The 21951-nt window shown below is 73.9% G+C and carries 23 protein-coding genes; 5 read left to right on the top strand and 18 right to left on the bottom strand.

From position 1 onward, the window contains the following. The 7 genes from EUS26_RS06310 to xerD all read right to left on the bottom strand — a co-directional run bounded on the left by EUS26_RS06310 (window position 1) and on the right by xerD (window position 6242). A complete protein-coding gene (locus tag EUS26_RS06310) occupies window positions 1–852 on the bottom strand; it encodes a sulfurtransferase (RefSeq protein ID WP_130012334.1) in 852 nt (283 codons plus the stop codon). An 11-nt stretch (window positions 853–863) separates the two neighbouring features. Further along, complete coding sequence (gene cmk, locus EUS26_RS06305) at window positions 864–1598, bottom strand: (d)CMP kinase (RefSeq protein ID WP_130012333.1); 735 nt, start codon at window positions 1596–1598, stop codon at window positions 864–866. Window positions 1599–1707: 109 nt separating this feature from the next. After that, on the bottom strand, window positions 1708–2691 hold the full coding sequence (locus EUS26_RS06300; RefSeq protein ID WP_130012332.1) for a pseudouridine synthase: 984 nt from the start codon (window positions 2689–2691) through the stop codon (window positions 1708–1710). After that, entirely contained in the window at window positions 2688–3335 is a 648-nt protein-coding gene (scpB, locus tag EUS26_RS06295; RefSeq protein WP_130012545.1) for an SMC-Scp complex subunit ScpB, read from the bottom strand. Before scpB ends, EUS26_RS06300 begins: the two co-directional genes overlap by 4 nt. Before the next feature lie 55 nt (window positions 3336–3390). Continuing rightward, a complete protein-coding gene (locus tag EUS26_RS06290; protein ID WP_130012331.1) occupies window positions 3391–4257 on the bottom strand; it encodes a segregation and condensation protein A in 867 nt (288 codons plus the stop codon). Window positions 4258–4268: 11 nt separating this feature from the next. Further along, a complete protein-coding gene (locus tag EUS26_RS06285; protein WP_130012330.1) occupies window positions 4269–5153 on the bottom strand; it encodes a ParA family protein in 885 nt (294 codons plus the stop codon). A 102-nt stretch (window positions 5154–5255) separates the two neighbouring features. Next, complete coding sequence (gene xerD / locus EUS26_RS06280; protein WP_202865070.1) at window positions 5256–6242, bottom strand: site-specific tyrosine recombinase XerD; 987 nt, start codon at window positions 6240–6242, stop codon at window positions 5256–5258. Between the two features lie 183 nt (window positions 6243–6425). Between xerD and EUS26_RS06275 the strand changes: the two genes are divergently transcribed. Beyond that, window positions 6426–7040, top strand: a complete 615-nt coding sequence (locus EUS26_RS06275) for a hypothetical protein (RefSeq protein WP_130012329.1) — start codon at window positions 6426–6428, stop codon at window positions 7038–7040. Window positions 7041–7097: 57 nt separating this feature from the next. On the opposite strand, the gene hisIE is transcribed toward EUS26_RS06275, so the two are convergent. The 9 genes from hisIE to EUS26_RS06230 form a co-directional block, all read right to left on the bottom strand. Continuing rightward, window positions 7098–7706: a bifunctional phosphoribosyl-AMP cyclohydrolase/phosphoribosyl-ATP diphosphatase HisIE gene (gene hisIE, locus EUS26_RS06270; RefSeq protein WP_130012328.1), complete on the bottom strand. Its 609-nt coding sequence runs from the start codon at window positions 7704–7706 to the stop codon at window positions 7098–7100. Between the two features lie 137 nt (window positions 7707–7843). Continuing rightward, window positions 7844–8650 carry an imidazole glycerol phosphate synthase subunit HisF gene (hisF, locus tag EUS26_RS06265; RefSeq protein WP_130012327.1) on the bottom strand — a complete coding sequence of 269 codons (807 nt, stop codon included), beginning with the start codon at window positions 8648–8650 and terminating at the stop codon, window positions 7844–7846. Continuing rightward, a complete protein-coding gene (gene hisA / locus EUS26_RS06260; RefSeq protein ID WP_130012326.1) occupies window positions 8647–9447 on the bottom strand; it encodes a 1-(5-phosphoribosyl)-5-[(5-phosphoribosylamino)methylideneamino]imidazole-4-carboxamide isomerase in 801 nt (266 codons plus the stop codon). Before hisA ends, hisF begins: the two co-directional genes overlap by 4 nt. Continuing rightward, complete coding sequence (hisH, locus tag EUS26_RS06255) at window positions 9444–10046, bottom strand: imidazole glycerol phosphate synthase subunit HisH (RefSeq protein WP_130012325.1); 603 nt, start codon at window positions 10044–10046, stop codon at window positions 9444–9446. The genes hisA and hisH overlap by 4 nt, the downstream gene beginning before the upstream one ends. Then, the gene (gene hisB, locus EUS26_RS06250; RefSeq protein ID WP_130012324.1) at window positions 10043–11113 is read right to left on the bottom strand and encodes a bifunctional histidinol-phosphatase/imidazoleglycerol-phosphate dehydratase HisB; all 1071 of its coding nucleotides are present in this window, start codon (window positions 11111–11113) and stop codon (window positions 10043–10045) included. The genes hisH and hisB overlap by 4 nt, the downstream gene beginning before the upstream one ends. Further along, entirely contained in the window at window positions 11110–12261 is a 1152-nt protein-coding gene (gene hisC, locus EUS26_RS06245; RefSeq protein ID WP_130012323.1) for a histidinol-phosphate transaminase, read from the bottom strand. Before hisC ends, hisB begins: the two co-directional genes overlap by 4 nt. Then, window positions 12258–13571 (bottom strand): histidinol dehydrogenase, encoded by a 1314-nt coding sequence (hisD, locus tag EUS26_RS06240; RefSeq protein ID WP_130012322.1) that lies wholly within the window; start codon window positions 13569–13571, stop codon window positions 12258–12260. Before hisD ends, hisC begins: the two co-directional genes overlap by 4 nt. After that, window positions 13568–14476, bottom strand: coding sequence for an ATP phosphoribosyltransferase (gene hisG, locus EUS26_RS06235; protein ID WP_130012321.1), 909 nt, complete (start codon window positions 14474–14476; stop codon window positions 13568–13570). Before hisG ends, hisD begins: the two co-directional genes overlap by 4 nt. A gap of 95 nt (window positions 14477–14571) precedes the next feature. Beyond that, complete coding sequence (locus EUS26_RS06230) at window positions 14572–14898, bottom strand: YerC/YecD family TrpR-related protein (protein ID WP_130012320.1); 327 nt, start codon at window positions 14896–14898, stop codon at window positions 14572–14574. A gap of 97 nt (window positions 14899–14995) precedes the next feature. On the opposite strand from EUS26_RS06230, the gene EUS26_RS06225 reads away from it, so the two are divergent. Further along, window positions 14996–15685, top strand: coding sequence for a peptidylprolyl isomerase (locus tag EUS26_RS06225; RefSeq protein WP_238148833.1), 690 nt, complete (start codon window positions 14996–14998; stop codon window positions 15683–15685). Window positions 15686–15815: 130 nt separating this feature from the next. Here EUS26_RS06225 and hisS read toward each other — a convergent pair whose 3' ends face one another. Further along, entirely contained in the window at window positions 15816–17213 is a 1398-nt protein-coding gene (gene hisS, locus EUS26_RS06220) for a histidine--tRNA ligase (protein WP_130012318.1), read from the bottom strand. Between the two features lie 96 nt (window positions 17214–17309). On the opposite strand from hisS, the gene EUS26_RS06215 reads away from it, so the two are divergent. Beyond that, a complete protein-coding gene (locus EUS26_RS06215) occupies window positions 17310–18026 on the top strand; it encodes a GTP pyrophosphokinase (RefSeq protein WP_130012317.1) in 717 nt (238 codons plus the stop codon). Window positions 18027–18029: 3 nt separating this feature from the next. Here the strand turns inward: EUS26_RS06215 and EUS26_RS06210 are convergent, their stop codons facing one another. Further along, on the bottom strand, window positions 18030–18743 hold the full coding sequence (locus EUS26_RS06210) for an MBL fold metallo-hydrolase (protein ID WP_130012316.1): 714 nt from the start codon (window positions 18741–18743) through the stop codon (window positions 18030–18032). Between the two features lie 139 nt (window positions 18744–18882). On the opposite strand from EUS26_RS06210, the gene EUS26_RS06200 reads away from it, so the two are divergent. Together EUS26_RS06200 and EUS26_RS06195 are read left to right on the top strand one after the other, a co-directional pair. Then, window positions 18883–20538: a DUF349 domain-containing protein gene (locus EUS26_RS06200; protein ID WP_238148832.1), complete on the top strand. Its 1656-nt coding sequence runs from the start codon at window positions 18883–18885 to the stop codon at window positions 20536–20538. Further along, window positions 20535–21875 (top strand): M18 family aminopeptidase, encoded by a 1341-nt coding sequence (locus EUS26_RS06195; RefSeq protein ID WP_130012314.1) that lies wholly within the window; start codon window positions 20535–20537, stop codon window positions 21873–21875. Before EUS26_RS06200 ends, EUS26_RS06195 begins: the two co-directional genes overlap by 4 nt. The last annotated feature ends 76 nt before the right edge of the window (window positions 21876–21951 follow it).

The raw sequence follows: 21951 nt of genomic DNA, 5'->3' as shown, positions 1-21951 counted from the left end.
TCAGCGCTCCACCGGCACGCCGACCGAGTTGCCCCACTCGGTCCAGCTGCCGTCGTAGTTGCGGACCTTCTCGAAGCCGAGCAGGTGGGTCAGGACGAACCAGGTGTGGCTGGAGCGCTCGCCGATGCGGCAGTACGCGACCACGTCGTCGTCGGTGGACAGGCCCTGCTCCTGCAGGTAGATCGCCTCGAGCTCCTCGCGGGAGCGGAAGGTGCCGTCCTCGTTGGCCGCCCGGGCCCACGGCACGGACTTCGCCCCGGGGATGTGCCCGCCGCGCATCGCGCCCTCCTGCGGGTAGTCCGGCATGTGCAGCAGCTCGCCGGAGAACTCGCCCGGGCTGCGCACGTCGACCATCGGCCGGCCCAGGTGGTCGAGGACGTCGGCCTTGAAGGCGCGCACCGCGGTGTCGTCACGGTCCACGACGGGGTAGTCGGCGGCGGTCACCTCGGGCGCGTCGGTGGTGAGCTCACGGCCCTCCTCGACCCACTTGGCCCGGCCGCCGTCGAGCAGCCGCACGTCCTCGTGGCCGAACAGGGTCATCACCCACAGCGCGTAGGCGGCCCACCAGTTGGACCGGTCGCCGTAGATGACGACGGTGGTGTCGCGCCCGATGCCACGCTCGGACATGACCTGCGCGAAGCGCTCGCCGTCGACGTAGTCACGGGTGAGCGGGTCGTTGAGGTCGGTGTGCCAGTCGAGCTTGCGGGCGCCGGGGATGTGCCCGGTGTCGTAGAGCAGCACGTCCTCGTCGGACTCCAGGACCACGACGCCGTCGTCGTCCAGATGCTCGGCCAGCCACGCGGTGGTGACCAGGCGCTCGGGGTGGGCGTAGGCCTCGATCTTGTCGCTCATGGGGTCTCTCCTCAGGCGTCGATGTCGGGGGTATGCGGTGCGTCCGGTTCGGTCCGCGGCGTGACCTCGCCCCTGACCAGGGCGAGCACGGCCGCGACGACCTCGTCGAAGTCCAGGTCTGAGGTGTCCAACGTCACGACCCCGTCCGCGGCTTCCATGAAGGCGCTCACGGTGGAGTCCTGCTCGTCCCGCCGGACGATCTGGTCGCGGGTGGCCGCGACCTGCACGGCGTCCGCGCCGCCGTGCAGCTCGGTGGACCGGCGGGCCAGCCGGGCCTCCTCGGAGGCCGTCAGCAGGACCCGGTGCTCGGCGTCCGGCGCGACGACCGTCGTGATGTCGCGGCCCTCGGCCACGATGCCGCCGCGCTGCTCGCGCTGGGCGCCGATGACCTCGCGCTGCCGGCGCCGCAGCTCGGCGCGCACGTCGAGGTTGGTCGCGACCGCGGAGACCTGCTCGGTGACCCGCTGCTCGCGGATCGCACCGGTGACGTCGGTGCCGCCGACGGCGACGCTCTGCTCGTCCGGGTCGGTCGGCATGTCGAGCGGCAGGTCCCGGGCGGCCTGGGCCACCGCCTCCCGGTCGCCGAGGTCCAGACCCTGCTCGAGGCAGTGCCAGGCCAGGGCGCGGTACATCGCGCCGGTGTCCAGGTAGGCCAGGCCGAGCTCACGGGCGACCGCCCGGGAGACGGAGGACTTGCCGGACCCGGAGGGCCCGTCGATGGCGACGGTGAGGGGCGGTGCGGACACCCGGCCACCCTACCCGGCGAGGGGAACGGCATACCCGCCCCGGCCGTGCCGCCGACGGTCCCGTGGATCTCGGGCACGTGCCCGACGCGCACGGGACCGTCCTGGTGCCCTACTCCCCCGCCGAGCGGTAGAGCTGGGCGACCTCCTCGGCGGAGAGCGCGCGGTACTTGCCCGGGCGCAGCTCCGCCAGCCGGATCGGGCCGATCTGCACCCGGGACAGCGCCTCGACCGGGTAGCCGACCTCCTCCATCATCCGGCGGACGATGTGCTTGCGGCCCTCGTGGAGCACCACCTCCACGATGGAGTGGCCCGGGATGTCGTCGACCAGCCGGAAGCTGTCGGCCTTGGCGACGCCGTCCTCGAGCTGGACCCCGTCGCGCAGCTGCTTGCCGATCCCCGGCCCGACGACGCCGTGCACCTGCGCGACGTAGGTCTTGGGGACGCCGTAGGCCGGGTGCTGCAGCTTGTGCGCGAGGTCGCCGTCGTTGGTGAGCAGCAGCAGGCCCTCGGTGTCGACGTCCAGGCGGCCGACGTGGAAGAGCCGCTGGGACAGGTGGCCCACGTAGTCGGTGAGGCAGGGCCGCCCCTCGTCGTCCTCCATGGTGGAGACGACGCCGGCCGGCTTGTTGAAGGCGAGGTAGACCTTGTCGGTGTCGACGACGACGCGGTCGCCGTCCACGTGCACGGTCTGGGTGGCCGGGTCGACCCGGACGCCCAGCTCGACGACCACCTGGCCGTCGACCTCGACGCGGCCCTCCTCGATGAGCTTCTCGCAGGCGCGGCGGCTGCCGAAGCCGGCACCGGCCAGCAGCTTCTGCAGGCGGACGCCCTCGGGGCTGTGGACGTCGCGGGAGGCGGGGTCCGGCGGCGTGGTGGGCCGACGGCGTCGCGGCGGACGGCTGCCCCCCGCGCGGCGCGGGCCGGCGCCTCCGCCCTGAGCCGGGACGCCGGGGGCGCCGCCGCGCCCGCCGGAGCGTCCGCCTGCGGTGCGTCCGCCGGAGCGAGCGCCGCCCCGGGGGGCACCCTTGCCCTGGCCCTTGCCCTGGCCCTTGTCGCCGCCCCGTGAGCCGGGTCGCTGCTTGCCGTTGGTCATGCGAGTCCTTCCGATGCGAGCTCCTCGAGCACCTCGGCCGAGGGGAGATAGGGGGCGAGCGCCGGCAGGTCGTCCAGCCCGTCCAGGCCCATCCGCTGCAGGAACAGGTCGGTCGTGCCGTAGAGCACCGCGCCGCCGGTGGGGTCCTGGCCGGCCTCGGTGACCATGCCGCGGGCCAGCAGGGTCCGCACGACACCGTCCACGTTGACCCCGCGGATGGCGCCGATCCGGGCCCGGCTGATGGGCTGCCGGTAGGCGATGACCGCGAGGGTCTCGAGCGCGGCCTGGGTCAGCCGCGCCTGCTGGCCTCCCAGGAGAAACTTCTCCACCACCGGCGCGTATTCCGGCCGGCTGTAGATCCGCCACCCGCCGCCCAGCCGGCGCAGCATGAAGCCCCGCTGGCCCTCGGCATACTCCTGGGCGAGCGCGTCGAGCACGGCGCCGACCTCGTCCAGCGGCAGCTCGAGGGCGCTGGCCAGCGCCTCCTCGGTGACCGGCTCGTCGATGACCATGAGGACGGCCTCGACGGCCGACCGGGCGCCACCGGGCAGGGCGCGGACGTCCAGGGCTGTGGGCTCCTGCGGGTCCTCGGGCTCCGCCGCCGGTTGCTGCGGCTCGGGCCCGGGCTCCGGCTCGGTGCCGATGTCGGTGCCGGTCGACGGTATGCCGTCGCCGCGCGTCACCGGGGTCGTGTCCTGGTCATCCGACCGGCTCACCGGTCACCTCCTCGTCGAACTCGGTGCCCACCGGGGCCACCGCGGCACCCTCGGGGCCGGTCCAGCGCACCGTGAGCTCACCCAGCGCCTCGTCCTGGTCCAGGGCGACCACGGTGTCGCGGAACAGCTCCAGCAGCGAGAGGAAGCGGGCCACGATGACCAGCGTGGAGTCGGCGTCCGCCACCAGCTCGCGGAAGCTCGCGCTCCCCCGCTCGCGCAGCCGCGCCACGACGATCGAGGCCTGTTCGCGCACCGACACCTGGGCGGCGTGCAGGTGCTCCACGCCGACCGTGGGCGGTGGCTTGGGGATCATCGCCCGCCCGGCGATCATCGCGAGCTGCTCCGGGGTGATGGTCAGCACGAGCTCGGGCAGCAGCGAGGCGAAGCGCTCCTCGACCCCGACGTCGCGGGCGAAGATCCGGCCCTTGCCCTCCATCTGCAGCCGCAGCTCGTCGGCGACCTGCTTGAACGCGCGGTACTGCAGCAGCCGGGCGAAGAGCAGGTCCCGCGCCTCGATGAGGGCGAGGTCCTCCTCGTCGTCCTCCCGCGCACTCGGCAGCAGCCGGGCGGCCTTGAGGTCGAGCAGGGTGGCGGCGATGAGGACGAACTCGCTGGCCTGGGACAGGTCCCACTCCCCCTCGCCGTCCTGCGCCGCCCGCAGGTAGGCGACGAACTCGTCGGTCACCCTGGCCAGGGCGATCTCGGTGACGTCGAGCTTGTGCTTGGCGATGAGGCCGAGCAGCAGCTCGAACGGTCCGGAGAAGACGTCGAGGTGCACCTCGAACCCGGCCCGCCCCGCGACCAGGACCCCGCCCGGGGTCTCGGGCCTGGCGTCGCCGGCGGGAGGCATACCCACCTCGCTCAGGGGGCGCCGCCGCGCGAGACGAGCTCGCGGGCGAGCTGCCGGTAGGCCTCCGCGCCCGAGTGCGTGCTGGCGTAGGTGGTGATGGGCTCGGCGGCCAGCGTGGCGTCCGGGAACTTCACCGTGCGACTGATGACGGTGTGGAAGACGGTGTCGCCGAAGTGGTCGACGACGCTGCGGACGACCTCGCGGGAGTGCAGGGTGCGGCCGTCGTACATCGTGGCGAGGATGCCGTCGACCTCCAGGCGCGGGTTGAGCCGGTCGGTGATCTTCTCGATGGTCTCGATGAGCAGGGCGACGCCGCGCATGGCGAAGAACTCGGTCTCCAACGGGATGACGACGCCGTGCGCGGCGGTGAGCGCGTTGACGGTGAGCAGGCCGAGGGAGGGCTGGCAGTCGATGAAGACGACGTCGTAGTCGTCGAGCACCGGGCGCAGGACGCGGGCCAGGACCTGCTCGCGCGCGACCTCGCCCACGAGCTGGACCTCCGCCGCCGAGAGGTCGATGTTGGTCGGCAGGATGTCGATGCCGGGGATGCGCGTGGGCTGGATGACGTCGCGGACGTCGTGGCCGCGCTCGACGAGCAGGTTGTAGATCGTCACGTCGAGGTCGTGGGCGCGCACCCCGAAGCCGACCGACAGCGCGCCCTGCGGGTCGAAGTCGACCATGAGCACCTTCCGGCCGTACTCCGCCAGCGCGGCGCCCAGGTTGATGGTGGTCGTGGTCTTGCCGACCCCGCCCTTCTGGTTGCACATCGCGATGACGCGGGCCGGACCGTGGCTGGCCAGGGGCGGGGGGACGGCGAAGTCGGGCAACGGGCGGCCGGTGGGGCCTTCCTGCCCCACGCCCGAGGTCTCGGTACCGGGCAGCCGGTCGTGGGTCACGTGGTGTCTCCAGGTGCGTGGTGGGTCGTGGTCGGCGTCCCGCCGATCGCTCCGACCCTAATCCACCGGTCCGGGGCAGGGCCATCTGCCTTCACCTCGACCTCAGGTTGAGACCTGACCGCCGCTGCGGGCCCGGGGGTGGGACTGCGCATACACCTCTCTGAGGTGCTGCGTCGAGACGTGGGTGTAGATCTGCGTCGTCGCGACCGAGGCGTGGCCGAGCAGCTCCTGGACGACGCGGACGTCCGCTCCCCCGTCGAGGAGGTGCGTGGCGAAGGAGTGCCGGAGGGTATGCGGTGAGATCTCGCCGCGCAGCCCCGCCCGGTCGGCGTACGTCCGGATCGCGGTCCACGCCGACTGCCGGGACAGCCGTCCCCCGCGCGCGTTGACGAAGACGGCGGGCGTGCCGGGACCCTTCCTCGCCAGCCCGGGGCGGCCCCGCACCAGCCACGCGTCGAGGGCGTCCCGGGCGTAGCGGCCCATCGGCACGATCCGTTCCTTGCGTCCCTTCCCGAACAGTCGGACCACCCCTCCGGTGCCGTCACCCGCGCGGCCGAGCTCGAGGTCGTCGACGTCCAGCGCGACGGCCTCGCTGACCCGGGCGCCGCAGCCGTAGAGCACCTCGAGCAGCGCCCGGTCGCGCAGCGCGGCGGGGGTGTCACCCACCGCGGCCGCCTGCAGGAGCCGCTCGACGTCGTGCACGGTCAGCGCCTTGGGCAGGCGGCGCGGCGGCGTGGGAGGGGCGACCTCGCGGGCCGGGTCCGCCACGGTCTCGCCCTCGACGGCGAGGAAGGTGTGCAGGCCGCGCACCGCCACCACCGCGCGGGCGGCCGAGGTCGGCGCGAGCGGTCCGTGCTCGTCGTCGCCGGTGCGCAGGTGCGCGAGGAAGTCGGTGACGTGCCGCTCCTGCACCTGCTCCGGGGCGGTGACGCCCCGACCGGCCAGGTAGCGCAGGTAGCGGTCGAGGTCGCGCCGGTAGGCCCGCAGGGTGTGCTCGGACCGGCCGCGCTCCACCCGCAGGTGGTCGAGCCAGTCCCCCGACGCCCGCTGCAGCGGGGTGCGGGGGGTGCTGGCCACGGACGCGCTCACGTCCGTGATCCTCTCAGGTGACGACGGACCCGGGCCGTATGCCGCCCGGTGCGCGCGGAGGACGCGTCCGGTGCGTGCGGAGGACGCGTCCGGTGTGGGCAGAGGACGCGTCCGGTGTGCGCGGAGCGCGCGTCCGGTGCAAGCCTCCCGCGCGCACGGTGCCGCCTGGAGGAGACTGCGGGCATGCGCTGGTACGCCGATGCCCCTGCCCGTCGCTCCCGCCAGGTCGTCGCCGACCTGCTGGTCCTCGGGTGGGTGGTCGCCTGGGTCCTGGTGGGACGGCTGGTGTTCGACCTCGTCATGACGCTGGCGGCGCCGGCGGAGCCGTTGCGGGCGGCCGGGTCAGGGCTGGAGTCACGGATGAACGAGGTGGCCGGCCGGGTCACCGAGATCCCGCTGGTCGGCGACCAGCTCGACACGCCCTTCACCGGGGCCGCCGGCGTCGGGACCGACCTGGTCAGCGCCGGCGACCGGCTGGAGGCCGCCGTCCGGACCGTGGCGTGGGTGGTGAGCATCCTGTCGACGGCCACGCCCATCCTGCTCGTGGTCCTGCTGTGGCTCGTCGTCCGGCTCTCGTGGGTGCTCCGAGCCCGCTCCCTGGGCAAGGAGCTGCACGACCCCCGGTCCCAGGAGCTGCTCGCGCTGCGGGCCCTGGTCCACCAGCACCCCAGCCGCCTGCAACGGCTCGCCGACGACCCCGTCGCCGCATGGCGCTCGGGGGACCCTGCCGCGATCCGGGCGCTGGCCGACCTCGAGCTGGCGCAGGTCGGCCTGCGCGCGCGTCCGCGCGCCGACTGAACGGGTCGCGGCATACCCCGGCGGCTGCACCCACGCGGCCACCGTGGCCCGGCCGGCTCAGCCGTGCCGCCGCCGCAGCACCCGCTCGACGTCGGTGAGGCCCAGGTCGCGCGAGCGCAGCAGCACGAGCAGGTGGTAGACGAGGTCGGCCGACTCCCCCAGCAGCGCCTCGTCGTCCTGCGCCACCGCGGCCAGCGCGGTCTCCACGCCCTCCTCGCCCACCTTCTGCGCGATCCGCCGCACGCCGCCGGTGAACAGCGTCGTGGTGTAGGACCCCTCGGGCAGCTCCTGCTGCCGTCCCCGCACGACCTCGTCCAGCGCGTGCACGAAGGACCCGGGCCGCGCGCCGGGGTCGAAGCACGTCTGCTCACCGGTGTGGCACGTCGGTCCGGTGGGGATGGCGTGCAGCAGCAGGGTGTCGCGGTCGCAGTCGAGCTCGACCGCCTCGACGCGCAGCACGTTGCCGCTCGTCTCCCCCTTGGTCCACAGCGTCCCGCGGCTGCGGCTGTGGAAGGTCGCGAGCCCGGTGTCCAGCGTCACCCGGAGCGCCTGCTCGTCGAGGAAGCCGACCATGAGCACCTGCCCCGTGCGCGCGTGTTGGACCACGCCGGGCACCAGGCCGTCGGTCTTGGCGAAGTCCACGTCCGCGACCTCGAAACCCACCATGCGCGACGCTCGGTCGTCCTCGGGGCCAACCATGCGCGACGCTCGGTCGTCCTCAGGGCCAACCATTCGCGGCGCTCGGTCGGGGTCAGGGTCAACCATGCGCGGCGCTCGGTCGTCGGGGGCGGGGGGCGAGCTGCTCACGATGCCTCCTGCGTGGGGGCCGGGGAGGCGTCCAGCCGGACCTCGACCCCTGCCCGGGCCAGCTGCTGCTTCAGGTCGGGGATGGGGATGGACCCGTCGTGGAAGACGGTGGCCGCCAGCGCACCGTCGACGTCGGCCTCGCGGAAGACGTCGACGAAGTGCCGGGCCGCGCCCGCGCCCCCGCTGGCGACCAGCGGCACCGGGCACACCTCGCGCACCGCGGCCAGCTGTTCGAGGTCGTAGCCGTCCCGGACGCCGTCCGAGCCCATGCAGTTGAGCACGACCTCGCCGGCGCCCAGGTCCACGACCCGGCGCACCCACTCCAGGGTCGTGACCTCCAGCGCGCGGGTGGCGTCCGGGCTGCCGGTGAGCTGCCGGATGCGCCAGTGGCCGTCCTCGTCGCGCAGGCTGTCGACGCCGACGACGACGCACTGCACGCCGAAGGCCTCGGCCAGCTCGCCCACCAGCTCGGGACGCTGCGTGGCCGGGGTGTTGACCGAGACCTTGTCGGCCCCGGCGTGCAGGACCGCCCGGGCCGTCTCGACCGACCTGATCCCGCCGGCCACGCAGAACGGGATGTCGATGCTGCGGGCCACCCGCTCCACCCAGCCGACGTCCACGCCGCGGCCCTCCGGGCTCGCGGTGATGTCGTAGAAGACGAGCTCGTCGGCGCCGGAGGCGGCGTAGCGCTGCGCCAGCTCGACGATGTCGCCCATGTCGCGGTGGTCACGGAAGCGGGTGCCCTTGACGACCCGCCCGTCACGCACGTCCAGGCAGGGGATGATCCGGCGGGCGAGCGTCATACCTGCTCCTCCAGGACGGCGTCGGCGACGGTGAGGCGGCCCTCGAGCAACGCCTTGCCGAGGATGATCCCCGCGCAGCCGTTGCGCTTCGCGGCGCGCACGTCGTCGACCGAGCGCGCCCCGCCCGACGCCTGGACCTGCAGGGCGGGGTTGGAGCGGGTGAGCATCGTGTAGAGGTGGAAGTTCGGCCCGGAGAGGGTGCCGTCGCGGCCGATGTCGGTGCACAGCACGTGCTGCAGCCCGGACCCGTGGTAACGGTGCAGCGTCGTGGTGAGGTCCTGCTCGCCGACCGAGGTCCAGCCGGCGGTGGGCAGCACCCACCGGCCGTCCTCCCCGATGCGGGTGTCGAGGGCGACGGTGATGCGGTCCGGGCCGAAACGGTCCAGCCAGCCGGTGACGGTCTCCGGCTCGCGCACCGCGAGCGAGCCGACGACCACCCGTTCGGCGCCGGCGTCCAGCAGCTGCTGCACGTCGTCGCTGCTGCGCACCCCTCCCCCGGTCTGCACCCGCAGCCCGGTGGTCTCCACGATCCTGGTGAGGGTCTCGCCCAGGGTGTAGCCGCCGGCGCGGGCCGCGTCGAGGTCGACGAGGTGCAGCCAGGCGGCCCCGGAGCGGGCGTAGTTCTCGGCGACCGCCACCGGGTTGTCGGTGTAGCGGGTCTCCTGGTCGTAGTCGCCCTTGAGCAGGCGGACGACCGCGCCGGCACGGACGTCGATGGCGGGGTAGACGGTGAACGGTCCGGTCTGGGTCACGTCGGTCTCTCCGGTGTCGGGTGCGGGGCTGACGCGTCGCGTCATCGTTCGACCTCCAGGAGGAAGTTTCGCAGAATCCTCGCTCCGAGCGCGGAGGACCTCTCCGGGTGGAACTGCGCGCCCCAGCGGTTGCCGGAGCGGACCACGGCGCTCCAGCGGCCACCGTGCTCGGTCGCCGCCAGCGTCTGCGCGCTGGTGGGGGCGGCGTAGGAGTGGACGAAGTAGGCCCGGTCCCCCTCCTCGACCCCGGTGAGCAACGGGTCCTCGACGAGGTCGACGAGGGAGTTCCAGCCCATGTGCGGCACCCGCACCCCGGGACGGGGAGGTATGCCGCGCACCTCGCCCGGCACGAGGCCCAGGGTGTCGACCCCGCCGTCCTCGGCGGAGCGCTCGAAGAGCAGCTGCATGCCCAGGCACACGCCGAGCAGCGGCGCCTGCACCTCGTGCAGCACGTCGACGAGCCCGAGCTCGCGCAGCCGGCGCATGCCGGCGCCCGCCGCCCCGACACCGGGCAGGACGACCCGGTCCGCGGCGAGGATGTCGCCGGGGTCGGCGGTGAGCCGGCTGCTGGCACCGAGGCGCTCGAGGGCGTAGCTCACCGACCCGATGTTGGTGCCGCCCCCGTCGACCAGGGCGACCCTCACAGGACGCCCTTGGTCGAGGGCAGCTCGCTGGCGTCGCCCTGGCGGGCGATGCCCATCCGCAGCGCCCGGGCGACCGCCTTGAAGCCGACCTCGATCATGTGGTGGGTGTTGCTGCCGGTGACCGACAGGTGCAGCGTGCAGCGCATGGCGTCGGCGAAGGAGCGCCAGAAGTGCTCCACCATCTCGGTCGAGAAGTCGCCCACGCTCTCCCGCTCGAAGCTGCCCTCGTAGGCGAAGTAGGGGCGCCCGGACAGGTCGAGGGCGGCCGTGGCCTGGGCCTCGTCCATGGGCAGGGTGAAGCCGTAGCGGCCGATGCCCCGCTTGTCGCCGAGCGCGGTGCGGATGGCCTCGCCGACCGCCAGGGCGACGTCCTCGACGGTGTGGTGGTCGTCGATGTGCAGGTCCCCGCTGCAGGCGACCCGCATCCGGAAGCCGCCGTGCTTGGCCAGCTGGTCCAGCATGTGGTCGTAGAAGCCGATGCCGGTGGAGATCTCGCTGCCCCCGGTCGCGTCGAGGTCGACGTCGACCGTGATGCTCGTCTCCGAGGTGGCCCGCTCGACCCGCGCGGTGCGCGGGGCGTCGGCCAGCTCGTGGGCGATCTGGTCCCAGCTGTCGCCGGGCAGCAGGTAGGTGCGGATGCCGAGGTTGTCACCGAACTCCCGGTCGGTCTCCCGGTCGCCGACCATGACGCTGCGCTCCCAGTCGACGCCGCGGTCCTTGAGCAGGTGCACCACCATGCCGATGCCGGGCTTGCGGGTCCACGGCGCGTCCGGGCCGGCGGGGTGCGGGTCGAGGTAGACGTCCTTGAAGGTGACGCCCTGGCTCGTCAGCACCTGCATGACCAGGCCGTGGGCGGCGTCGAAGTCGGCCTGCGGGAAGGACTCGGTGCCGAGGCCGTCCTGGTTGCTCACCATGACGAGGTCGAAGCCGGCGCCCTGGATGCGCAGCAGGGCCGGGACGACGCCGTCGACGAAGGCCACCTTGTCGAGCGCGTCGACCTGGTGGTCGTGGGGCTCGGTGATGATCGTGCCGTCGCGGTCGACGAAGCAGATCGGGCGGGGGCTCATGCGGGGGTCTCCTCGGTCGGGGTCGGTCGGGGGGTGGGGCGGGGCGTGGGGCGGTCGGCCAGGGCGCCGCGCAGGGCGCGCATCTCCGGGCCGGTGCCGATGGTGATGCGCAGCGCGTCGTGGAGGCCGGGCAGGTGGCGCATGTCGCGGACCACGATGCCGGCGGCGTCCAGGGTCTGCAGCAGCCCGTCCGGGTCGTCGCTGCGGACGAGGAAGAAGTTGGCCTCGCTGGCGTAGACGGTGCCCACCTCGGGCAGGTCGCGCAGCCAGCGTCCGACCTCGTCGCGCAGCCGCAGCACCTCTCCCACGTGCTCCCCGGTGGCCTGCAGCGCCTGGGGCGCCAGCGCCCTCAGCGCGAGGCCGGTCACCGGCTCGGGCAGCGGGTAGGGGGCCTGCACCCGGCGCAGCACCGCGGTGAGGTCGGGGTGCGCCAGCGCGATTCCGACCCGGGCGCCCGCCAGGGCGTGCGCCTTGGACAGGGTGCGGAGCACGACCAGCGTGGGGTGCTCCTCGAGCAGGGTGACGGCCGAGCGCTGGGCCGCGAACTCGCCGTAGGCCTCGTCGACGACGACGACGGCCTGGTCGGCGAGCTCGTCGGCCAGCCGGGCCACCTCGCGCAGCGGCACCACCGACCCGGTCGGGTTGCCCGGCGAGGCGAGGAAGACCACGCGGGCGCCCTGCTCGCGGGCGGCCCGGGCGACGGCCGCGGTGTCGACGTGCCAGCGCAGGCCGTCGTCCACCTGGGGCACGTCCACGACGGGGACGCCGTGGAGGCGGGCGGACACGGCATACATCCCGAAGGTCGGGGAGGTGACCACGACGCCGTCGCCGCCGGGCCGGCACAGGCTGCGCACGAGCAGCTCGATCGCCTCGTCGCTGCCGCGGCCGACGACGACCCGGTCCGGCGTGGTCGCCCACAGGTCGGCGAAGGCCTCCACGAGCTCGGCGGGCTGCGGGTCCGGGTAGCGCCGCGAGGCCCCCGAGGAGTCCGCGGGGTTGGCCACGCCGGACTCGTTGGCGTTGAGCCAGATGCGGTCCACGGGGCCGGTGGGGAAGCTGGTGCGGGCCGAGGAGTAGCCGGCGAAGCCGCGCAGGTCGGGCCGCAGGAGGTCGGTGGGGAAGGCCAGCTCCGGGCGTTGCGGGCTCACGGCGCCGACTCCTCGGGCAGCCGGGCCAGGCGACGTGTCACCGCGCGCTGGTGGGCGTGCAGCGCCTCGGCCTCGGAGAGGGTCACCGCGCACGGTCCCACCATGGCCAGCCCCTCCGGCGTGGCCTGCTGGACGGTCATCGCGATCTGGAAGGCGGAGACGTTGACCCCGCCGGTGAACCGCGCGGCCCCGGCCGTGGGGAGCACGTGGTTGGTGCCCGAGCAGTAGTCGCCGAGGGTCTCCGGGGTGTGGTCGCCGAGGAAGACCGACCCGGCCCGGTCGATGCGCCCCACCCAGTCCTCGGCGTCCCGCAGGGCCAGGATGAGATGCTCGGGGGCGTAGTCGTTGGAGACGTCCACCGCCTCGTCGAGGTCGGCGGTGACGACCAGGCGCGAGGACGCCAGCGCCTTGCGGGCGATGTCGGCCCGCGGCAACGACTCGACCTGCTCGGCGACCTGGGCGGCGACGGCGGACGCCAGCTGCCGGCTGTCGGTGAGCAGGACGACCTGGCTGTCCGGGCCGTGCTCGGCCTGGGAGAGCAGGTCGGCGGCGACGAACTCCGGGTCGGCGCCGGCGTCGGCGATCACGAGGACCTCCGAGGGACCGGCCGGCATGTCGATGCCGGGGCCGCCCTCCGCGGTGCTCACCTGCCGCTTGGCCTCGGTCACCCAGGCGTTGCCCGGTCCGAAGAGCTTGTCGCACAGCGGGACCGACGCGGTGCCGTAGGCCATGGCGGCGATCGCCTGGGCACCGCCGACGACGAAGACGTCCTCGATGCCGCACTCGGCGGCCGCGGCCAGCACGGCCGGGTCGGCGGTGCCGTCGGGGCGCGGCGGTGTGCACAGCACGACCTCGGGGCAGCCGGCGAGCTGGGCGGGCACGCCCAGCATGAGCGCGGTGCTCGGCAGCGGGGCCGACCCCGCGGGGACGTAGAGGCCGACCCGCCGGATCGGGCGTACCACCCGCCGGCAGACCACCCCGGGGGCGGTCTCCACGGCATACCCCCGCTGCATGCCGGCCTCGTGGAAGACGCGGATGCGCTGCGCCGCCTCGGAGATCGCGGCACGCAGGCCCGGGTCGAGCGCCGCCACCGCGGCGTCCCGGTCGGCCACCGGCACCCGCAGGCCGGCCGGCCGCGCCCCGTCCAGCCGGGCGGTGAGCTCGAGCAGCGCGTCGTCGCCGCCCTCGCGGACCTGCTGCAGGATCTGCGCGACCCCGGCGGTGACCTCCGGCCCGGCCGCGGCGGTCCCCCGGCGCAGCGCGTCCCGGCGCTGGGTGTCGTCGAGGTCGGCCCAGGTGAGGATGTTCATGCCAGCATCCCCTCCACCGGCAGCACCATGAGGTTGTGCGCGCCGGCCCGCTTGAGGTCCTCGAGCCGGGCCCAGGACACCGGGCCGTGCACGAGCATCTGCAGGGCCACCTCGTCACGGCCCTCGACGGCCGTCACCGTCGGCTCGTGACCGGTGGGCAGCAGCCCGAGGACGTCGTCGAGGCCCTCGCGCGCGGCACGGAGCATGAGCAGCCGCGACTCCTTGAGCTGCACGGCACCGTCCAGCCGGCGCAGCAGCAGGTCCGCGATCTCCTGGCGCCCGTCGTCGAGGGTCCGCCCCGGGCCGGCGATGACGGCCTCGCTGTGCAGGATGGTCGTGACCGGGGTGAGCTGGTTGGCCCGCAGCGTGCCGCCGGTGGACACCAGGTCGCAGACCACGTCGGCCTGCCCGAGGCGGGGGGCGATCTCGACCGAGCCGTTGAGCACGACCGGGTCGGCCTGGACGCCCTGCTCGGCCAGCCAGCGGCCGAGGGTGTGCGGGTAGGACGTGGCGATCCGCAGCCCGGCCAGCTGCTCCGGCCCGGTCCACTCCTGCTCCTCGTCGATGGCGATGTCGAGGCGGCAGGTGCCCCAGCCGAGCTGGCGCCACTCGGTGAGCTCCACACCGCGGCCCTGGGCCTCCCGGGCGAGGCCGTGCTCGACGAGCACGTTGCGGCCGACGATCCCGAGGTCGCAGACGCCGTCGGCGATGAGGCCGGGGATGTCGTCGTCGCGGACCAGGAGCAGGTCGACCGGCAGGCTCTCGCCGTAGCAGAACAGCCGGTCGCGGCTCTCGCGCCAGGTCAGCCCGCAGGAGGCGAGCAGCTCGCGGGCCGGGTCGCCGAGGCGGCCGGACTTCTGGATCGCCACGCGCAGGCGCTCGCGGGGCTGGGCAGGCGGGGTCATCGGGACCTCTCTCGCAGGATCAGGGTCGGGCACCGCGTGCGGTGACCGGGAGGTGGGGCTGGTGCTGTCGGGGGCGGCGCACGCCGTCGGGCGCCTCAGGCGGACGGGGCGGCCGCCGGATGCGCACGGCGATGCTCCAGGGCGGCACGGTAGCCGCCGGCGCCGCCGTCCACGCACCGGGCGATCCGCCCGACCGTCGTCACGCTCACCCCGGTGACGTCGTGGATCTGGCGGTACGACATACCCTCGGCGAGCAGGGGCACCACCGACCAGCGGTCGGCCAGGGCCTCGATCTCGGCGGGGGTGCACAGGTCGTCCAGGAAGGCGTCCACGGCCGTGGGCTCGGTCAGACCGGCGAGCACGGCGGCGAGGTCGGCGCGGACGCCCGCCCGCGCGGCGCTCCCGGTGTCCCGCTGCTTCATGCCCGTCCTCTCGCCTCGTCACGTCCTGCTGTATCAACGCGCTAGCACGCTAACACGGCCGGGCGGCGCGTCCAAAGCCGCGTGCGAGGATGCCCGGGTGCACCGTCGACTCGCGCCCCTCGCCGCCAGCCTGCTCCTGCTCACCGCCTGCGGGGGCGAGTCGTCCCCGGGGGTCCAGCCCGAGGGCGAGACGTCCGGCGCCTCCCCGGCGCCGCTGTCGTGCGACGAGGCTCCGGAGCCCCCGGCCGACGTCACGACCTACTCACCGCAGGACCTCCCCGAGCCGCTCGGGGGCACGGGGACGGTGACGGCGACCCTGGAGACCACCTGCGGCGACGTGCAGCTGGAGCTGTATGCCGAGCAGGCGCCGCAGACGGTGGCCTCGTTCGCCTTCCTCGCCGAGGAGGGCTACTGGCAGGACAGCCCGTGCCACCGGCTCACGACGGAGGGCATCTACGTGCTGCAGTGCGGCGACCCGACGGGCACCGGCCAGGGCAACCCCGGCTACGGCTACGGCATCGAGAACGCCCCCGAGACGGGCATGTACCCGCCCGGCACCCTGGCGATGGCCCGCACCCAGGACCCGAACAGCAACGGCGGCCAGTTCTTCGTCGTCTACGAGGAGACCCAGCTGCCGGTCGAGGGCGGCGGCTACAGCATCTTCGGGCAGGTCACCGAGGGCCTGGACGTCATCGAGGCGGTGGCCGCCGAGGGCACCGCCTCCGGCGGCGGCGACGGCGCCCCCGCGCAGCCCATCAGCCTGCTCTCCGTCACCGTCGAGGACTGACCGCCGCCCCCTCCCCTGCACAGGACGCGCGTCCAGCACGCACAGGACGCGCGTCCAGGACACACCGGACGCGTGTCCAGCGCCTACCGGACGCCTTTCCAGCGCACACCGGACGCGCGCCCGGCCCGCCTCAGACCAGCGGCTGGGCCAGCTCGACCCGCAGCGCGCTGACGACCTCGTCGCGCGGCACGGTGAACTGGTCCTGGCGGCGCAGGTCCTTGAGGGTGACCGTGCCGTCGGCGGCCTCCTGCGGGCCCAGGATGGCGACGAAGCGGATCCCGGCGCGGTCGGCATACCGCAGCTGCTTGCCGAGCTTGCCGCCGTCGAGGACCGCCTCGGTGTTGATGCCGCCGTGCCGCAGCTGGGAGGCCAGCGCGAGCTGGTCGTCGAGCAGGGCGGGGTCGACCTGGGGCACGAGGACCTGCACGGTCGACTGTCCGGCCGAGGCGTCGACGAGCCCGGCCTCGCGCAGCTGCCAGAACAGCCGGGACAGGCCGATGGAGATGCCGACCCCGGGCAGGCGCGACCTCGTGTACTGCCCGGCCAGGTCGTCGTAGCGCCCGCCGGAGCAGATCGAGCCGAGCTCGGGGTGCTCGTCCAGGGTCGTCTCGTAGACGGTCCCGGTGTAGTAGTCCAGGCCGCGCGCGATGGAGAAGTTGAGGCAGTAGTTGTCTTCCGGCACCCCGAGGGCGCGCACCAGCGACAGCACCTCGCGCAGCTCGGCCACCCCCTCGGCGAGCGCGCTGCTGCCGGTCGACCCCGCCTCGACCTCGGCCAACCGGGCCAGGGCGTCGTCGTGGCCGCTGGAGCGGGTCTGCACGAAGGCCAGGATGCGCTCGACGACCTCCTCGGACAGCCCGAACCCCTCCCCGGTCAGGGTGGTCCGCAGGTAGTCGGCGCCCCGCTTGTCGAGCTTGTCGACCTCCCGCAGCACGGCGGCCTGGACCTCGGCGTCGGTGATGCCGAGGTCCTCGTAGAAGCCGCGCAGCAGCCGGCGGTTGTTGACCTGGATGGTGAAGGTGCCGATGGCCAGGTCGGTGAAGATGGCGTTGATGATGGCCGGCGCCTCGGCGTCGTGGCGGACCGAGAGCTCGCCCGAGCCGATGATGTCGACGTCGCACTGGTAGAACTCGCGGAAGCGACCCCGCTGCGGACGCTCGCCGCGGTAGACGCGCTGCATCTGGTAGCGGCGGAACGGGAAGGTCAGCTGGTGCTCGTGCTCCGCGACGTAGCGCGCGAGCGGCACCGTGAGGTCGAAGCGCAGCGCCAGGTCGGGCAGCGTGTCGTCGCCGCCGTCGGCCCGGGCCTTGTCCAGCGCCCCCGTCGACTGCACGAAGTAGACCTGCCGCTCGGTCTCGCCGCCGGTCTTGGTGAGCAGCACGTCCGAGCGCTCGAAGACGGGCGTCTCGATGGGCAGGAAGCCGAAGCGCTCGTAGCCGGAGCGGATCGCGTCCAGCATCCTCTGGAAGGCGACCTGCTCGGGCGGCAGCAGCTCGAGGACACCGGAGGGCGTGCGCGGGGAGATCACCCGGGGAGTCTATCGAGGGGTATGCCGTGCCCCCGCCGCCGGCCGGACGGGCACGGGCACGGGCGCGCGGGGCCGCCGCGAGGCATAGTGGGGGGCATGAGCACCGCTGCCGCTGCCGAGCCGCCCTCCCTCGCCCTCGCCGCGGAGGGCAGCATCACGCCCGCCCAGCTGCGCGAGGTGGGCGGGCAGCTGCAGCGCTTCCTGCTGGAGTACGAGTTCGGGCTGCGCGAGGTCGAGACCAAGATCGAGATCCTGCGCGACGAGTTCGCGCACATGCACGACTACAACCCCATCGAGCACGTCTCCAGCCGGGTGAAGTCGCCGGACAGCCTGCGCGAGAAGGTGCTGCGCCGCGGCCTGGCCCTCGACCTCGACACCATCCGCCGGGAGATCACCGACATCGCGGGCATCCGGGTGTCGTGCAGCTTCGTCACCGACGCCTACCGCATCTTCGACCTGCTCACCCAGCAGGACGACCTGACCATCCGGCGGGTGTCGGACTACATCGCCGAGCCGAAGGCCAACGGCTACGCCAGCCTGCACGCGATCGTCGAGATCCCGGTCTTCCTCTCCACCGGGCGGGTGGACGTGCCCGTCGAGGTCCAGCTGCGCACCATCGCCATGGACTTCTGGGCCAGCACCGAGCACAAGATCCACTACAAGTACGACGGCAACGTGCCCGAAGGGCTGCTCGGCGAGCTCAAGGACGCCGCGACGAGCGCCGCGGAGCTGGACGCCCGGATGCAGCGGCTGCACCGCGAGCTGCACGGCGCCGGCCCCGCCGCCGGGGGGTCCGGCAGCGCCGACGCGTAGGGGTCAGCGGCCGTCCGGTGACAGGGCCGTGAGGTAGGGGTTGGTCGCGCGCTCGCGCGCCATGGTCGTCGCCGGGCCGTGCCCGGGGAGCACGAGCGAGGAGTCGGCCAGGGGGAGGACGACGTCGCGCAGGCTGCGCTGCATCGCCGCACCGTCGCCCCCCGGCAGGTCGGTGCGGCCGATGGAGCCGGCGAAGAGCACGTCCCCGGAGATCACCGTGCGGTCCAGCTCCTCCGCCGGTATGCCGTCCGGCACCCCCGTGGTGGTGAACAGCACCGATCCCTCGGTGTGGCCCGGTGCATGGGCCACACCGATCCGCAGGCCCGCGATCTCCAGGTCCTGCGCGTCGGCCAGCTCGACGACCTCCTCCGGCTCGGTCCAGGTCGCCCGGCGGCCGAACTGCTGCTCCATGGCCAGCACCAGCTCGGGGCTCAGGGACGAGAGCGGGTCGCGCAGCCGGTAGCGGTCGTCGGTGTGGATGTAGGGGCCGACCGCGGTGGTGCCCGCGCAGACCGGGGTCACGGCATACACGTGGTCGAGATGACCGTGGGTGAGCAGGACGGCGGCCGGGCGGAGCCGGTGCTCGGCGAGGATCTCCTGCACCCGCCCCTCGACGCCGATCCCGGGGTCGACGACGACGCACTCCTCCCCGGGGGCGGGGGCGATGACGTAGCAGTTGGTGGCGAAGGCGTCAGCGACGACGCTGCGGACGAACATGCGACCGACCCTACGCACCGCCACGCCCCGACCTCGCCCCGGCCGCGGGCGCCCGCGTTGGGTAGGGTCGAGGGGTCAACGTCATGTCGAGGCGACCCCGATGGTCGCGCTCGCGGTCCCTATCCGAGAGGCCACCACCGTGTCCGAGCAGACGCCCTCCCCGACCGAGCCTGACGACCAGGGGGCCGAGCCCCAGGTGGCCGCGACCCAGGACGTGGAGCCCACCGGCGCACCGGACCAGGGGCAGCCGCAGGCGACCGCGGACGCGGAGACCGTGGCCGAGGCGCACAGCCCGGCCGAGAGCGAGGCAGACGCACCGTCCGAGGCCGAAACTCCCACCGAGCCCGCGGCAGAGGCTCCCGCGCAGGAAGAGGAGCCGGCTGCGCCGGAGGCACCGGCCGAGCCCGAGGCACCCGCCGAGTCACAGACCCCGGTTCCCCCGAAGCCGTCGGCCCCCTCCCCCGCGATGTTCGCCGCCCGCAAGCCGGCGGCGCCGCGGCCGTCGGCCGTCGCCGCCCCCAGCCCCGAGCCGCACCCGGACCCCAGCGAGTCGATGAAGCACGGGCGGGTGGCCGACGACGGCACCGTCTTCGTGACCCTGGCCGACGGCACCGAGCGCGAGGTCGGGTCCTACCCCGGCGCCTCACCGCAGGAGGCGCTGGCCTACTTCGCCCGCAAGTACGACGAGATGCTGGCCTCCGCCGACCTGCTCAAGGCACGCCTGGCCGGGACCGAGATGTCCGCGCACGACGCCCGGCAGTCCCTGGCCCACCTCAAGGAGCAGATCGGCGAGGCCCACGTCGTCGGCGACCTGGCCGCGCTCGAGGCGATCACCAAGGAGCTCGAGGCGGAGGTCAAGACCCGGTCGCGCACCGAGCAGGAGGAGCGGGTCAAGGCCAAGGCGCAGGCCGCCCAGGAGCGCGAGAAGCTCGTGGCCGAGGCGGAGCAGATCGCCGCCACCGAACCGGGCCGGATGCAGTGGAAGCAGAGCAGCGCCCGCATCCGCGAGCTGCTGGACGAGTGGAAGGCGCACCAGCGCTCCGGGCCGCGCCTGGACAAGGAGGCGGAGAACGCGATGTGGCAGCGGTTCAGCCACGCGCGGTCCGCCTTCGACAAGATGCGCAAGGCCTGGTTCGCCCAGCTCGACGAGGAGCACGGGCACGCGAAGGCCACCAAGGAGCGCCTGGTCCGCGAGGCCGAGGCGCTGTCGACGAGCAAGGACTGGGGCCAGACCGCCGGGGCCTTCAAGCGCCTCATGCAGGACTGGAAGCGCGCCGGCCGCGCGTCCCGGGCCGACGACGACGCGCTGTGGGCCCGGTTCAAGGCCGCCCAGGACTCCTTCTTCGACGCCAAGGACGAGGTGGTGGCGGCCGAGGAGGCGGAGTTCACCGAGAACCTCAAGGTCAAGGAGGCGCTGCTCGGCGAGGCCGAGGCCATCACCGTCGACGAGGCCCACCTCGACCAGGCCAAGGCCGAGCTGCGCCGGGTGCAGGACCGCTGGGACGCGGCCGGCAAGGTCCCGCGGGCCGACATCAAGCGGGTGGAGAACCGCCTGCGGGCCGTCGAGCAGAAGGTCCGCGACATCGAGGACTCCCAGTGGCGGCGGACCGACCCCGAGCTGGACGCGCGGGCCCGGTCCATGGTCGACCAGCTCGAGCGCGCCGTGCAGGGTCTCGGGGCCGACCTGGAGGCGGCGCGCGCCGCCGGCGACGACCGCAAGGCCGCGGCCCTGGAGTCCGAGCTGGCCACCAAGCAGCTCTGGCTGGACTCGGCCCGTGGGGGCCTGAGCCGGTGAGCAGCCTCACCCGCCTCGCGACCGAGGTCGGCGAGGTCGCCGACGGCCTGTGCACCTACCTGGACGCCTCCCCCTCGCCGTTCCACGCCGTGCGCTCCGCCGCCGACCTGCTCGTCGAGGCCGGGTTCACCGAGGTCGCGGAGACCGCGGCGACCCCCGCCGCACCGGGGCACTACGTGGTGCGCCGGGGTGGCTCGCTGCTGGCCTGGTCCACCGCCCACCTGCCGGCAGACCGCCCGGCGCACACGGCATACCGGGTCGTCGGCGCGCACACCGACTCCCCCAACCTGCGGGTCAAGCCGCACCCGGACTGGACCCGGGCCGGCTGGCGGATGCTGGGGGTCGAGGTCTACGGCGGCGCGTTGACCAACTCGTGGCTCGACCGCGACCTGGGCCTCTCCGGCCGCGTCGCGGTGCGCGACACCGACGCCCCCGGTGGCGTCACCCAGCACCTGTGGCGGCGCGACGACCCGCTGCTGCGGGTGTCCCAGCTGGCGATCCACCTCGACCGCACGGTCCGCACCGAGGGGCTCAACCTCAACGACCAGCAGCACCTGGCGCCGCACTGGAGCCCCGGGAGCGGGAGCACCGGTGGCTTCGGCGACTGGCTCGCGGACCGGGTCGGTGTCGCGCGCGAGGACCTGCTCGGCTTCGACGCCATGACCCACGACCTCACGCCCGCGCGACGCATCGGCGGTGACGGCGAGCTCGTCGCCTCCGCCCGTCTCGACAACCTCGCGACGTCGTACGCCGCGGTCCGGGCCCTGCTGCAGGCCGTCGCCGAGCCCGTCGATGCGGCTGTGCCCACGGTGCCGGTCATCGTGCTCTTCGACCACGAGGAGGTCGGCAGCACCTCCGAGCGCGGCGCCCAGTCGACCCTGCTGCCCGCGTGGCTGGAGCGGATCGTCCTGGCCGCCGGCGGGACCAGGGAGGACTACTGGCGGGCGCTGGCCGGGACGGTCGTCGCCTCCGGCGACATGGCTCACGCCACCCATCCCAACTACCCCGAGCGGCACGAGCCCGAGCACCCGATCCACATGAACGGCGGGCCGGTGCTCAAGGTCAACACCAACCTGCGCTACGCCACCGACTCCCTCGGCGCGGCCGCCTTCGCGCTGGCCTGCGAGCAGGCGGGGGTGCCGATGCAGACCTTCGTCACCCGCTCAGACCTGCCCTGCGGGTCCACCGTCGGCCCGATGACCTCGGCGCTCACCGGCGCGACGACCGTGGACTTCGGCGCCCCGGTGCTGTCGATGCACTCCACGCGCGAGATCTGCGGCACCCTCGACCAGGCGGGGTATGCCGCCGCGCTGGCCGCCTTCCTCTCGCCCGCCTGAGCGCACGCGGCAGCTCGCCGCGTTCTGGACATAGGAAGGTGGGGCCCGTCCCCCAGAAACGTATGTCCAGAACGTC

Origin of the sequence: Serinicoccus sediminis, from assembly GCF_004153545.1 — a bacterium.
Lineage (GTDB): Bacteria > Actinomycetota > Actinomycetes > Actinomycetales > Dermatophilaceae > Ornithinicoccus > Ornithinicoccus sediminis_A.
This window is presented reverse-complemented; position numbering and strand designations above follow the sequence as displayed.